Annotated in this window: 8 protein-coding genes and 1 pseudogene; 6 read left to right on the forward strand and 3 right to left on the reverse strand. The window is 42.1% G+C overall.

Going from position 1 to position 13,398, the window contains the following annotated elements; all coding sequences use genetic code 11:
- Positions 1-211: 211 nt before the first annotated feature.
- The gene (locus V7L01_RS29720; protein ID WP_335041330.1) at positions 212-2,425 is read right to left on the reverse strand and encodes a phosphoketolase; all 2,214 of its coding nucleotides are present in this window, start codon (positions 2,423-2,425) and stop codon (positions 212-214) included.
- A gap of 187 nt (positions 2,426-2,612) precedes the next feature.
- Here V7L01_RS29720 and V7L01_RS29725 point away from each other — a divergent pair, with 187 nt between their 5' ends.
- The 6 genes and pseudogenes from V7L01_RS29725 to V7L01_RS29750 all read left to right on the forward strand — a co-directional run bounded on the left by V7L01_RS29725 (position 2,613) and on the right by V7L01_RS29750 (position 9,861).
- Positions 2,613-3,995 carry a cytochrome P450 gene (locus V7L01_RS29725; protein WP_335041332.1) on the forward strand — a complete coding sequence of 461 codons (1,383 nt, stop codon included), beginning with the start codon at positions 2,613-2,615 and terminating at the stop codon, positions 3,993-3,995.
- Between the two features lie 190 nt (positions 3,996-4,185).
- A pseudogene (locus V7L01_RS29730) lies at positions 4,186-4,911 on the forward strand (cytochrome P450).
- A gap of 101 nt (positions 4,912-5,012) precedes the next feature.
- Positions 5,013-5,771 (forward strand): LmeA family phospholipid-binding protein, encoded by a 759-nt coding sequence (locus V7L01_RS29735; RefSeq protein ID WP_335041334.1) that lies wholly within the window; start codon positions 5,013-5,015, stop codon positions 5,769-5,771.
- Between the two features lie 103 nt (positions 5,772-5,874).
- Entirely contained in the window at positions 5,875-7,569 is a 1,695-nt protein-coding gene (crtO, locus tag V7L01_RS29740; protein WP_335041336.1) for a beta-carotene ketolase CrtO, read from the forward strand.
- A gap of 585 nt (positions 7,570-8,154) precedes the next feature.
- The gene (locus tag V7L01_RS29745) at positions 8,155-8,898 is read left to right on the forward strand and encodes a tetratricopeptide repeat protein (RefSeq protein WP_335041339.1); all 744 of its coding nucleotides are present in this window, start codon (positions 8,155-8,157) and stop codon (positions 8,896-8,898) included.
- A 78-nt stretch (positions 8,899-8,976) separates the two neighbouring features.
- Entirely contained in the window at positions 8,977-9,861 is an 885-nt protein-coding gene (locus V7L01_RS29750) for an SDR family oxidoreductase (RefSeq protein WP_335041341.1), read from the forward strand.
- A gap of 14 nt (positions 9,862-9,875) precedes the next feature.
- Here the strand turns inward: V7L01_RS29750 and gcvP are convergent, their stop codons facing one another.
- Positions 9,876-12,809: an aminomethyl-transferring glycine dehydrogenase gene (gene gcvP / locus V7L01_RS29755; protein ID WP_335041343.1), complete on the reverse strand. Its 2,934-nt coding sequence runs from the start codon at positions 12,807-12,809 to the stop codon at positions 9,876-9,878.
- Between the two features lie 164 nt (positions 12,810-12,973).
- Positions 12,974-13,363 carry a glycine cleavage system protein GcvH gene (gcvH, locus tag V7L01_RS29760; protein WP_289797706.1) on the reverse strand — a complete coding sequence of 130 codons (390 nt, stop codon included), beginning with the start codon at positions 13,361-13,363 and terminating at the stop codon, positions 12,974-12,976.
- Between the last annotated feature and the right edge of the window lie 35 nt (positions 13,364-13,398).

A 13,398-nucleotide genomic window follows, 5' to 3' on the forward strand; every position in this document is an offset into this window, starting at 1 on the left:
GTGGATGTTTGAATGGTTTCTCCGACACACTACCTTTGATTTTGACACTCTTCAAATGTACGGATCTTTTTCAGAAATCAAATACTAGTCCTATAATACATTAAAATTATAAAAATAACCGTAAATATACGCTTCAAAACGCCAATCTATCGGCATCTATCCGCGTATATATGCGGCTAAAATTCATACTTTTCTACTTACAAAAACTAACTTAATGCACTAACTCGATCGCACGTTTCGTTAACGCTTCAGCAGTCAATCCATTAAATGCCATCAACTCTCCAGCACTGGCTGTAGTTTCCCCACGTTTCCACGCAAAGGTGTCACGCTTCGCTGTACTCCGTAACAAAATTGGTTCTAGCATCCCCGCAGCACCACCCGTCACCGCAATTAGCGCATCGCCATCAAATAATTCGGCAAATTTCGCATCATCCAAGAAACCGCCTTCAGGTTCAGAACAAGTATCCCAAGCAGTATCATGGCTACGGTACAATTGCCGAGGATTGATGACAGTAACTATCTTCACGCCAATACCTTCAGTTTCTAAGAAAGCAGCAGCTTCAAATACTGGTATTAATGTTAAATCGCCAATCACAGCAAATACAACTTGTCGATCGCCAGCAACTTCATGCAATAGCACCGCACCATCGCGTAACCCTTGACGAGTTTGTTCTAAAGTTGTGCGAATTGGCAATGGCGATTTACTAGCTGTAATTACAATTCCCTTATTCTTAGTTTTCAACGCCCAATCATAACAGGCTTGAATACTATTAGCATCAGGCGGAAATAATGGGAAAACATTTCCATTTCGCATCAACGAAGCAAAGTAAGCTTCAATTTCGGGACGTTGGTGAGTCCAACCGTTGCGCCCTTGCTCTAATGCGCCAGCTGTGAATAAAGTAATAGTCGAGGGAGTTTGACGGCGTAATTCTGCCATTGATTGGGTTACAGTTTGCCAAATTGGTAATCCGTTGATGGCAAAAGATTCGTAAGAACACCACAAAGTTCTCGCACCCATTAACGCTAAACCCGCAGCTAAACCTGCACAAGCATCTTCACTCAATGGTTCATAAACTTGTCCATTTGGTGCTTGGTAATATAAGTCGTCGGTTGTAGGGTGGATAATCTTTAATGCTTGGTTGATGTTAGCAATTCCTGATGCTTCATTACCGTCGGCGTTGGTAACGAGAAAATTCCGGTCTTTATTTCCTACGATTCCTACCAATCTTCCCATTGCGGTTGTAGAAACTTTGGGTTCGCCACCAACTGCATATTCTTCTAAAGGTAATTCGCCTAATTCTGGTAATGGAAATTCAAATTCTGTCACCACAGTTTTTGCTGCTGGGCCACCACCGGCGCGTTCGGCATTTGTTCTGACTAATTGCCAAGCTTCCGCAGATAAAGCGCGGGTTTGCAATGCACTAACAATATGCGGCGCATCCAGCGTATCTTTAGGATACAGGTTGTGAGATTTTGCACCCCGCGCGTGAACTCCTGCACCTTTGAGTTGTTTAATAATGAAGACGGTAAGTTTACCACCAAGGGCCGATCGCGCTGCTTTATCTACACCGGAAAGTACTGCTTCAGTGAATTCTAGGCGTTTATCAAAGGAAAAGGCGGTACTATCAACGTAATCCCCTTGTTGATTTTGATCGTCGAAATCTTTGGCATCCACTAATACCACTTCATCAAAACCGTTACCTTGCCAATATGCTTGCATCTGTTCGTTGGTTTTCAGGGAAACCATGCTGTGATGTTCTTGGCTGTAACCGTTCCACACCAACACTGGCAAGAAATTGGTGACAGCAGGATAAGCAGTATGGAAATGTGCGATCGCACTTACAATATAAGGCTCACCCAATCCACCATCGCCAACTGTGAAAGGGAATAATTTATCTTTGTGTAACAGTGCAGCCGCCATTGCAAAGTGTTGCCCTTGTCCCAAAGGCCCCGCAGGTGCGAGAATACCGGGGATGAAACCAGAAAGGTGTCCTAAAAGTCCGTGCTTTTCTCGAAAGCGATCGCGCAATTGTTGGACTGTAAAAATTCCCATGTCCTCTAGCGAACGATCCAAGAACATAGCACTATAAAATCCGGGGGCGTGGTGTCCGACTTCGGTAATAATGTTCTTGTATCCCAGCATGACAAGAGATGCGTAAGCTTCTGCTTGGCTGGCGAACCCGCCGGGATGCCCAGAAGCTTTACTAGCAGTAACTTGCAAAGTCAGGTAGCGGAGGGCATCGGCAGCCAGTAAAGTTTGATATACAGCTGCTTTGTCTGTGGGAGATGCGATCGCTACTTTGCCCGACTCAATAGCAGGTGTTGCACCATAAGTTTCAAAATCTGGTAAAACTTCACCAAAATATTGAATCCCTTCAGAAAAATTGGGAAGCGCTGAAGATGCCTTTGGAGAGATTGCAGTCATGCTGAGTACCTTTTAACGATTAGATGAAACTGTAGATGCACGTTGAATTTAACAAAAATTTTACATCTTCGAGGTTGTAACAGTTTATTGCTTTTTTGCAACGTTAGAATAAGTACTTTAAATGGTCACGCAACCGAAATTTCGGTTACTTGAAGTAACAAAAAATATTAAGTAGGAAAAAAAATTTATGAAACTGCCAAACGGCCCGAAAATGCCAACAGTTTTACAGATGATGCGCTGGATCGTTAATCCTATGTCATTTATGGAGGCTTGTGCCAAAAGCTATGGCGATATTTTTACTCTCAGATTAGACAAAAATCTTCCTCCTATGGTGATTGTCAGCAATCCCCAAGCGCAACAGCAAATTTTGACAAATGATACCAAGGAATTGGAAGCGCCTGGCGATCTAAATCAGCTGTTTGAACCTTTATTGGGCAAGCATTCTCTGATTACCATCAGTGGCGCAGAACACCAGCGCCAACGTCAGTTGTTAATGCCTCCGTTTCACGGCGAAAGAATGCGAAACTATAGCCAGGTGATTACCGATGTCACTAAGCAAGTCATCAGCCAATACCAGATAGGCAAACCCTTCAATATTCGGTCTGCAACCCAAGCTATTACCCTGCGGGTGATTATGCAAGCTGTATTTGGTCTACATGAAGGGCCTCGCGCCGAAAAACTCCAGCAATTTTTGGGCGATCTTTTAGAAAAGGCCAGTTCTCGCTTAAGTGTGGCTTTGCTTTATTTTCCAGCTTTCCAAAGGGATTTTGGCCCGATTAACTTCTGGGGAAACCAGATGCGCCTTCAGCAAGAAGCTGATAACCTCCTCTACGAGGAAATTCGGGAACGTCGAGAACAAGTAGATTCATCACGCACGGATATTCTTAGCTTACTCATGGCTGCTAGAGATGAAGCCGGTCAACCCATGACTGATGAAGAGTTACGCGATGAATTGATGACTCTGTTAGTTGCCGGTCATGAAACCACCGCGACAGCCTTAGCATGGGCATTCTACTGGATTCACAAACTACCATCAGTGCGCCAAAAGCTACTGCAAGAATTAGATGGCTTGGGCGATAACCCAGATCCTGGCACCGTTTTCAAATTACCTTATCTCAACGCTGTTTGTTCCGAGACATTGCGGATTTACCCCGTAGGTATACTAACTTTTCCCAGAAAAGTAAGAACCCCGATATCGCTGGGCGGTTACGAATTAGAACCGGGTACAGTCTTAATTGGTTCTATTTATCTAACCCACCACCGAGAAGATATTTACCCAGAATCTAAGCAGTTTAAGCCAGAACGTTTTTTAGAACGGCAATTTTCACCTTATGAATATTTGCCCTTTGGCGGTGGTGCAAGGCGTTGTATTGGTCTAGCCTTTGTCCAGTTGGAAATGAAGCTAGCACTTGCCAAAATCCTTTCCAGCCTCGAATTAGAACTTGTTGACAATGGTGAAGTGCGACCTAAACGCCGTGGTTTAGTGACAGGGCTAGATCGTCCCATTGAGATGGTTATCACGAGTCAACGTCAGGTGAAGTCTTCCATCCTCCAGACAACCACTGTTTGATGCTGCGAGGTTTAATGGTTGCGTTCAGCAAACTTTCAATCATCTATACATTTAGATAGATTTTCAATGCTTTTAAACAATCCCCCATAGCCCTCTTTTAAAGAGGTTTATGGGGGATTTTAATATATTACAACTGTAAAAACAATGGATTTTAAGACTGAGGAGATACACCAATACAAGGCATTTTAACATCACCAAAAGACGTTGGCAAAATGATGCTGCGCGTACAGATATTCTCAGTCTGCTGATGTCAGCGCGTGACGTAAATGGACAACAGATGACAGATGATAAATTACGCGCTCAACTATTTTCATTATTGCCATTGGATTACGAAACTACATCTGGCGTATTAGCTTGGATATTTTATTTAATTCACTCTCACCCAAAGGTAAAACATCGGTTAATGCAAGAATTAAATACCTTGGACAATCTCACAAATCCTGAAGCAATTACACAATTACCTTATCTCACCGCTGTCTGTCAAGAAACACTGCAAATTCATCCTATTGCTTTAATTTGCACGCCGCGAATGGTAAAAGATAGGCTGTAAATTATGGGATGTGAATTTACATGAAAAATAATTTTAGTTCCCTGTATTCATTTAGCACATCGCCGAACGGACACTTACTCAGAACCAGAACAGTTTCGTCCGGAAAGATTTCTCAACCAAAAATTTTCACCTTACGAATATTTACCCTTTGGTGGAGGTTATCGCGGTTGCATTGGTGCGGCATTTTCTATGTACGAACTAAAATTAGTAACAGCCATAATATTGTCCCATTTTCAACTAAGCCTTACTGATAAACGTCCAGTACATCCAGTTCGTCGTGGTATTACAATTATCCCTAGCGGTGGTGTAAAAATGGTTGTGACTAAAAAAGCAAAAATTAAAAGACAAACAATACTTTCTAGTTGATTACTCAATCCTCCGACTTGCATATACCGGAATGTAGATCCGCTCATTAGCATCTAGCCTTTACAGTAAATAGTAAGAGGAATTTAGGAGATTACTAATTCATGCCTGATCAGCATCGGTTGGAAGAACAATTTTTATCCCAGGAAGCTGAAAGAAGAATATCTGAAAAGCTAGATGAAGCAGAAAAAATAGAAATAGATGTACAAACCGATCTGTTGAAAATAGTTCAGGGACAAGCGGATAGTGTTTCAGTTACAGGACAAGGATTAGTAATCCAAGAAGACATTCGCGTACAGGAAATAAAACTGCAAACAGAAAGTATTAACATCAATCCTTTAAGCGCTATTTTTGGTCAAATAGAACTCAATGAGCCTGTAAATGCCATCGCTCGGATTATCCTCACAGAAGTAGATATGAACCGCACCTTGGCATCAGACTTTGTTCGCAGCCAGATGCAAAGCTTTGATTTGGATGTAGATGGTAAAATTGTAAGTTTTGAAGCAGAAAAAATTGAAATATTTTTACCTGGTGATGGCAAAATAGAATGTAGGGGAAGAGTACTGTTAAAGGAAAATGGAAATACTCGCCCTTTCGGTTACACTGCGATCGCACGTCCGCGCACTCATTCACAACCCGCGATGCTGGAGAGTTTTAACTGCACTGAGGGAGGGGGAATTTCCATAGAATTAGTTACAGCTTTAATGCACAAAGCCAAAGAATTGATGAATATACCATATTTTAAATGGGAAGATATGGTGTTTCATATTAAAGATATAAAAGTAGAAACTGGTAGCTTAGTGCTTCTCGTAGAAACTCAAATGACGCAAATACCATCATCAGAAACGCTCTCATCTCCTTAGTAGTATGGCAGTTGTTAAAGATAATTTTTGCTACTGAAGGATGATGTAAAAGTAGTAAAATGTTTCTAATATTTAGAAAGCTACTTATTTCTAAATTTCAACTATGCAAGAGTATGATGTTGTGCTAATCGGTGCTGGACACAATGGGTTAGTTTGTGCAGCTTATTTGCTAAAAGCTGGTTATAGCGTCCTGTTACTAGAGAAGCGTTCTGTTCCAGGCGGTGCAGCAACAACTGAAGAATGTTTACCACAAGAGGCTCCTGGATTTAAATTTAACTTGTGTGCTATTGACCATGAATTTATTCACTTGGGGCCAGTTGTTGAAGAATTAGAACTAGAAAAATACGGCTTGCATTATTTGGAGTGCGATCCAGTTGTTTTCTGTCCTCATCCTGATGGCAAGTATTTCTTAGGACATAAGTCGTTAGAAAAGACTTGTGCAGAAATTGCTCGTTATAGCGAACGTGATGCCAAAAAATACGCCGAATTTGTAGACTTTTGGCAGCGAGCGATCGGTGCAATGATTCCGATGTTTAATGCACCGCCAAAGTCAATCATAGATATCGTTGGCAACTACGATGTCAAAAAATTCAAAGATTTATTTTCGGTTATTGGTTCGCCAAACAAAACGCTGGACTTTATTCGCACCATGTTAACCAGCGCCGAGGATTTACTTAACGAGTGGTTTGATGAAGAATTTCTAAAAGCACCACTAGCCAGACTCGCAGCAGAACTTGGTGCGCCGCCATCGCAAAAAACTCTTGCCATTGGTGCAATTATGATGGCGATGCGTCACAACCCTGGAATGGCCAGACCACGCGGCGGAACTGGCGCACTTGTGCAAGCTTTGGTGAATTTAGTCACAAGTAAAGGTGGCGTTATTCTCACAGATCAGCACGTTGAAAAAGTTTTAATTGATGATGGCAAAGCTGTTGGTGTGCGGGTTGCTGGTGGTAAAGAATATCGCGCCAAATACGGGGTTATTTCTAATATTGATGCCAAGCGGTTGTTCTTACAAATGACTGATAAAAGCGATATCGATGGAGCCGATCCTGATTTATGGGAAAGATTAGAACGCCGCATCGTTAACAACAACGAAACTATCCTCAAGATAGACTTAGCTTTAGACGAACCACTACACTTTCCACACCACGCTCACAAAGATGAATATCTCGTCGGTTCTATCTTAATTGCTGATTCCGTGGCTCATGTAGAACAGGCTCATAGTAAATGTACCTTGGGAGAGATTCCTGATGCTGACCCATCAATGTATGTGGTGATGCCTAGCTATTTAGACCCCACATTAGCACCACCAGGCAAGCACACTGTATGGATTGAGTTTTTTGCCCCTTATCAAATAGCCGGTGCAGAAGGCACTGGTTTAAAAGGTACTGGTTGGACTGATGAATTGAAAAACAAAGTCGCAGATAAGGTAGTTGATAAGTTGGCAGACTATGCACCGAATGTCAAGAATGCAACTATCGCCCGTCGGGTAGAAAGTCCAGCAGAACTAGGAGAAAGATTAGGTGCGTACAAAGGGAATTATTATCATGTTGACATGACCCTAGATCAGATGATATTTTTCCGGCCATTACCAGAAATAGCCAACTACAAAACACCAATTGATAATCTATTTTTGACTGGTGCTGGTACTCATCCAGGTGGTTCAATTTCGGGGATGCCGGGACGCAATTGTGCCCGCGCATTTTTACAGGCAAAACATCCTATTAGCCAAACCTTGAAGGATGCAAGAGACTCGATTAAGTCAACTGTTGAGTCGGTGTTTGGGATTAGTTAAGCCTTCCACAGTTCGGGTTATTCTTATCTATTTTGTGCCTTCATGTCTTTATTTGTACTGAAAATATAATTTTAGGATCGTAAAGACATGAAGGTATTATATAAAATATCCTTTCATAGGTATTAAATTGCTTTTTTTCATCTGCTATTGTCAATAATTAAATAAATATACAAATCACCATTTTAAGTTGCATAGTTCCAATCGCTAGAAAGATGCAAAGACGTAATTTGAATGATGATTAGCTTAGATGCTTGGTAGAATAAAGCAAATAACATCATTGTTTGGCGAAAAATGAGTACGATCGCACCCTTTTTAATTAAAGGGGAAATTACCAAAAGCTTGTAATTGCAATATATAGAGCAATACAAATATTTGTTTTTTTAGTGAAATAGGTTTAAACAATTGCTTTATGCATATTTAATATGATAATCTAGCATACGCTTGATTTTAAGAAATATCTATGCATCGTCAACAAAGCTCTTTCTGAAAATATAAGGAAATTAATGGGCAAAAACTAGTGTATTTTGATAATACTCAAAAACCGAACGAATTTTAATATCATCTTATAAGTTTTGTAGGTACAGCATGGTTTTTCAGCGCTGCTTCATTGCATCTGGCTTGATAGCTTTCTTCGCATTTGGCTGTAGTGGTGGGGCAAACTCATCGACAGAAAATACTACACAAGTTGTGCAAGAAAGTAATGTAACCCAACTTTTCATAGAAGCGAAGGCTACCCAGAAAGCAGAAGATTTCTTTCATAAAGGTAATAATTTATTAGATGGACAACGTTATGAAGATGCAATAAAAGCATACGACAAAGCGATCGCCATCAAAGCTGAGAGTCCTGAAGCTTGGATTAACCGTGGCATAGCCTTAACATCATTGCAACGCTACAGTGACGCTCTTACATCCTACGACAAAGCGATCGCCATCAAAACCGATAAATATGAAGCTTGGTATAACCGTGGCATAGCCCTAACATCGTTGCAACGCTACAAAGATGCTATTACATCTTACGACAAAGCGATCGCCATTCAACCCGACAAATATGAAGCCTTAATTAACCGAGGCATTGCTCTGACAAAACTACACCGCTACCAGGATGCGATCGCATCTTACGATCGAGCGATCGCTATTAAGCAAGATTTACACCAAGCATATTACAATAAAGCTTGCTCTTATGCTTTACAAAGCAATCTCGAATTAGCAATTGAGAATTTAGATAAAGCAATCAAGCTTGTTCCTGATAAGTACAAAAAATTGGCAAAAGCCGATCCAGACTTTAGCAAAGTGCGTAGTGAAAAGCAGTTTAAGGAGTTGCTTCAATAGTATTTTGTAACCATCGCTCAGTGTAGAATATAAGCTTGCTATAACAAGGTTTTTTCTTGAGCGGTTTACGATTTAGACATGAAAAAATTGTTAATCACTGGAGCAAGTGGTTTTTTGGGATGGCATCTTTGCCAACTTGCAAAACAAGAATGGGAGATTTATGGCACTTATTTATCCCATCCTTTAGAAATTCCTGGCATGAAAATGTTAAAAGCGAACTTAACAAATTTTCAGGAATTGAAACGTATCTTTAATTATATTAAACCAGAAGCAGTTATTCATACCGCTGCACATTCGCAACCAAATTTTTGTCAAACAAACCCCAAAGAATCACACGCAATTAACGTCATAGCATCCTGCAATATTGCCGGACTTTGTGCAGATAATTCTATTCCTTGTGCTTTTACTTCAACCGACTTAGTTTTTGATGGTTTAAATGCCCCCTATCGAGAAACAGATGCCGTGTGCCCTGTCAATCTTTACGGCGAGCAAAAAGCGATCGCAGAAGCAGATATGCTAGAAAGATATCCGATGACGGCAGTCTGTCGAATGCCGTTGATGTTTGGTGCAGAAACACCCACAGCTAAAAGCTTTATTCAGTCATTTATTCAAACTTTAAAAGCCGAAGAAGAACTAAGTTTATTTATAGATGAATTTCGGACACCAGTAAGTGGAACAACTGCCGCCAAAGGTCTTTTATTAGCATTAGAAAAAGTTAACGGCATCATTCATTTAGGCGGCAAAGAGCGGATTTCCCGTTATGATTTTGGACAGCTATTAGTGGAAGTATTTCAACTTCCCGCTACCAAGCTTAAATCCTGCCGACAACAAGACGTGAAAATGGCAGCACCTAGACCAGCAGATGTTTCTTTGGATAGTTCCAAAGCATTTGCATTGGGGTATCAGCCTTTATCTGTAAAGGAAGAATTAGAGGAATTAGGAGTTTTAGTTCCTAACTCCTAACTCTTTACTTCAGTTTAATAAGCATCCATTGGCAGACAAGAACAAACAAAATTCCGATCGCCAAAGGCCGCATCAATACGACCGACAGCAGGCCAGAATTTATGTTCGCGAGTCCAAGGCGCAGGATAAGCAGCTTGTTCGCGAGAATAGGGATGCTGCCATTCTCCGGTGATAAGACTTTCGGCAGTATGGGGTGCGTTCTTCAAAACATTATCTTGAACATCCACCTTGCCAACTTCTATTTCAGCGATTTCTTGGCGAATAGAAATCAACGCATCGCAGAAACGATCTAACTCTTGTTTAGATTCACTTTCTGTAGGTTCCACCATGATTGTACCTCCTACAGGCCAGGAGACAGTTGGCGCATGGAAACCATAATCCATCAGACGCTTGGCAACATCATCGATTTCGATCGCAGCTGATTTTTTGAGCGATCGCAAATCTAAAATACATTCATGGGCAACTAGACCATTTTTCCCCTGATACAAAACCGGATAGTACGATTCCAGTCTCTTAGCGATGTAGTTAGCGTTGAGAATCGCCACCTTAGTTGCTTGGGTTAAACCATCTGCACCCATCATGGCGATGTACATCCAAGAAATCACCAAAATACTAGCACTACCCCAAGGCGCAGCCGCCACAGCACCAATATGTGAGTGTTGAGTTGAGTCGTTGATAGTGACAACAGGGTGTCCGGGGAGAAAAGGTACAAGATGAGAAGCAACGCCAATTGGCCCCATACCAGGGCCACCGCCACCATGAGGAATACAGAAGGTTTTGTGCAGATTCAAGTGACAGACATCCGCGCCAATATCCCCAGGACGGCAAATTCCCACTTGGGCATTCATATTTGCCCCATCCATGTAAACTTGTCCGCCGTGACTATGGACAACAGCGCAGATTTCCTGAATTGGCTCCTCAAAAACACCGTGAGTCGAGGGATATGTCACCATTAAGGCGGCTAATTCATTGCTGTGTTTTTCTGCCTTCTTCTTCAGGTCATCAACGTCAATATTACCTTGTAAGTCACAGGCAACAGCTACCACTTTCATGCCGCACATCACTGCACTTGCTGGGTTTGTCCCGTGTGCCGAGGTGGGAATCAAACAGACGTTGCGGTGTCCTTCTCCACGATTTTCGTGATATTGACGAATTACTAAAAGTCCTGCATATTCGCCTTGAGAACCAGCATTTGGTTGTAGAGAAATTCCCGCAAAACCAGTAATTTCAGCTAACCATGCCTCAAGTTGCTTAAATAGGCTTTGGTAACCCTGAGTTTGGGATGCGGGGGCAAACGGGTGAATCTTGCCAAATTCCTCCCAAGTTACCGGAATCATCTCAGATGTCGCATTCAACTTCATTGTGCAAGAACCCAAGGGAATCATTGATGTCGTTAGCGACAAATCCTTGCTTTCTAGCTTGTGCAGATAGCGCAGCAATTCAGTTTCTGAGTGATAGCGGTTAAAAACTGGGTGGGTGAGATAAGTGCTGGTACGGGTAAGGCTTGAGTTTTGTAGAGGTGATTTGCGCTGTGCTGCAATTAAGTCTCCAATTTCTTTAAAACCGAAAAACACACTATCAGGCGCGGCAAAAATCTCCAAAAGCTCTACCAAATCATCTACTGTAGTTGTTTCATCTAGAGAGATACCAACGGCAGTGTCATCAAAAATCCGCAGGTTAATATTCCGTGTTTGACAAGCTTCGAGAATTACTTCTAGGCTGCGTGCTCCCAACTCCACTCGCAGTGTATCAAAGAAATCTTCAGAACTAATTTTGTAACCCAGATGTTTTAGTCCTGCTGCCAACATTAAAGTTAACTGGTGGATATTTTCAGCAATTTGCTTCAGTCCAGCAGGGCCATGATAGACAGCATACATACTCGCCATTACCGCCAGTAGCACCTGTGCAGTACAGATATTACTAGTAGCCTTTTCGCGGCGGATGTGCTGTTCGCGGGTTTGCAAGGCAAGACGCAATGCTGGCCTACCTTGAGCATCCTTTGACACTCCCACAATTCGCCCTGGAACCAGCCGTTTATACTCTTCCTTCGTAGCAAAGTATGCCGCATGAGGCCCCCCAAACCCCAACGGAATACCAAACCGTTGAGTGCTACCAACAGCAATATCAGCGCCAAATTCCCCAGGAGGGGTCAGCAAAGTTAAACTTAAAGGATCTGCTGCTACCGTTACCAATGCACCCTTAGCATGGGCTTTTTCTATAAAAGCGCGGTAGTCGTAAATGGTGCCATCACTTGCAGGGTATTGCAGAACAGCCCCAAAAATTGCTTGTTCAAAATCAAATGTTTGATGATCGCCGACAATAATCTTAATCCCTAATGGTTTAGCGCGTGTTTGCAACACATCGATAGTTTGGGGATGGCAGTTACCAGAGACGAAATAGGCATTTGCCTGATTTTTACAAACACCATAGCTTAGGCTCATTGCTTCCGCTACGGCTGTGGCTTCATCGAGTAACGAGGCATTGGCGATTTCCAAACCTGTTAAGTCGATAATCAAAGTTTGGAAATTCAGCAGCGCTTCCAATCGCCCTTGAGCTATTTCTGGCTGATAAGGAGTATAGGCAGTATACCAACCGGGGTTTTCTAGGATGTTACGCCCAACCACAGGTGGGGTAATACTGTCGTAATATCCCATGCCAATGTATGAGCGGAAAACCTGATTTTTGGCAGCAATTTTTTTTAACAACGCCAGTGATGCATACTCACTTTCTCCTTCTGGTAACTTTAGCGGTTGCTTCAGCCGAATTGCTTGTGGAACTGTTTGGTCGATTAGGGCATCCAGGCTGGGAAACCCCAGAACCTTAAGCATTTGCTGGATGTCGTCGGAGTTAGGGCCAATGTGCCTTGGCGCAAAACTACTTAACTTTTGACTTTTTTCGTCCAGCACTTGCTGCTCATTAGACTTGAGAATAGGGGCGTTTAATACCACAAATTACTCTCCAGATGGTACTATTTAATATTTTGCAATAAATACTCATGAGAAGTAGGTGTAACTTTTCAATTCATCTAAATTTCATGACTTATACTCTGGTGGAGTGGGAGATAGGGAAGCCAAGAGAGAAAATTTTACCTTATCCCCCTTGTCCCCCACTCCTACTCCCCTTCTACTTGGGCGCGATACTCATCAGCTGTCAAGGCATCCTCAACTTCGCCAGGGTCATTGACGCGCACTTTCAAAAACCACCCTTCCCCGTAGGGGTCTTCTGACACTTCTTCGGGAGAACTAATTAAGGCTTCATTCCGTTCTATAACGGTGCCTGTTACTGGTGAATTCAGTTCCTCAACGGCTTTCACTGATTCAATTGTGCCAAAGTTTTCTCCCCTGGTAAGAGCATCGCCAATTTCTGGTAGTTCCAAAAAGACGATATCACCCAATTCATGTACAGCAAATTCAGTAATGCCAATGGTGGCAATTTCACCATCTATTCGCACATATTCATGAGAATCCAGGTATCTGAAATCTTGAGGATATTCAAAAGACATATCACTTCCTCTCCCTTATCAAAAAAATTATTGCC

Source organism: Nostoc sp., assembly GCF_036917095.1.
Lineage (GTDB): Bacteria > Cyanobacteriota > Cyanobacteriia > Cyanobacteriales > Nostocaceae > Nostoc.

Bases quoted from the DNA above. Each gene is read 5' to 3' on its own strand.
- V7L01_RS29720 (WP_335041330.1), bottom strand. From the start codon at position 2,425: ATGACTGCAATCTCTCCAAAGGCATCTTCAGCGCTTCCCAATTTTTCT.
- V7L01_RS29725 (WP_335041332.1), top strand. From the start codon at position 2,613: ATGAAACTGCCAAACGGCCCGAAAATGCCAACAGTTTTACAGATGATG.
- V7L01_RS29735 (WP_335041334.1), top strand. From the start codon at position 5,013: ATGCCTGATCAGCATCGGTTGGAAGAACAATTTTTATCCCAGGAAGCT.
- crtO (WP_335041336.1), top strand. From the start codon at position 5,875: ATGCAAGAGTATGATGTTGTGCTAATCGGTGCTGGACACAATGGGTTA.
- V7L01_RS29745 (WP_335041339.1), top strand. From the start codon at position 8,155: ATGGTTTTTCAGCGCTGCTTCATTGCATCTGGCTTGATAGCTTTCTTC.
- V7L01_RS29750 (WP_335041341.1), top strand. From the start codon at position 8,977: ATGAAAAAATTGTTAATCACTGGAGCAAGTGGTTTTTTGGGATGGCAT.
- gcvH (WP_289797706.1), bottom strand. From the start codon at position 13,363: ATGTCTTTTGAATATCCTCAAGATTTCAGATACCTGGATTCTCATGAA.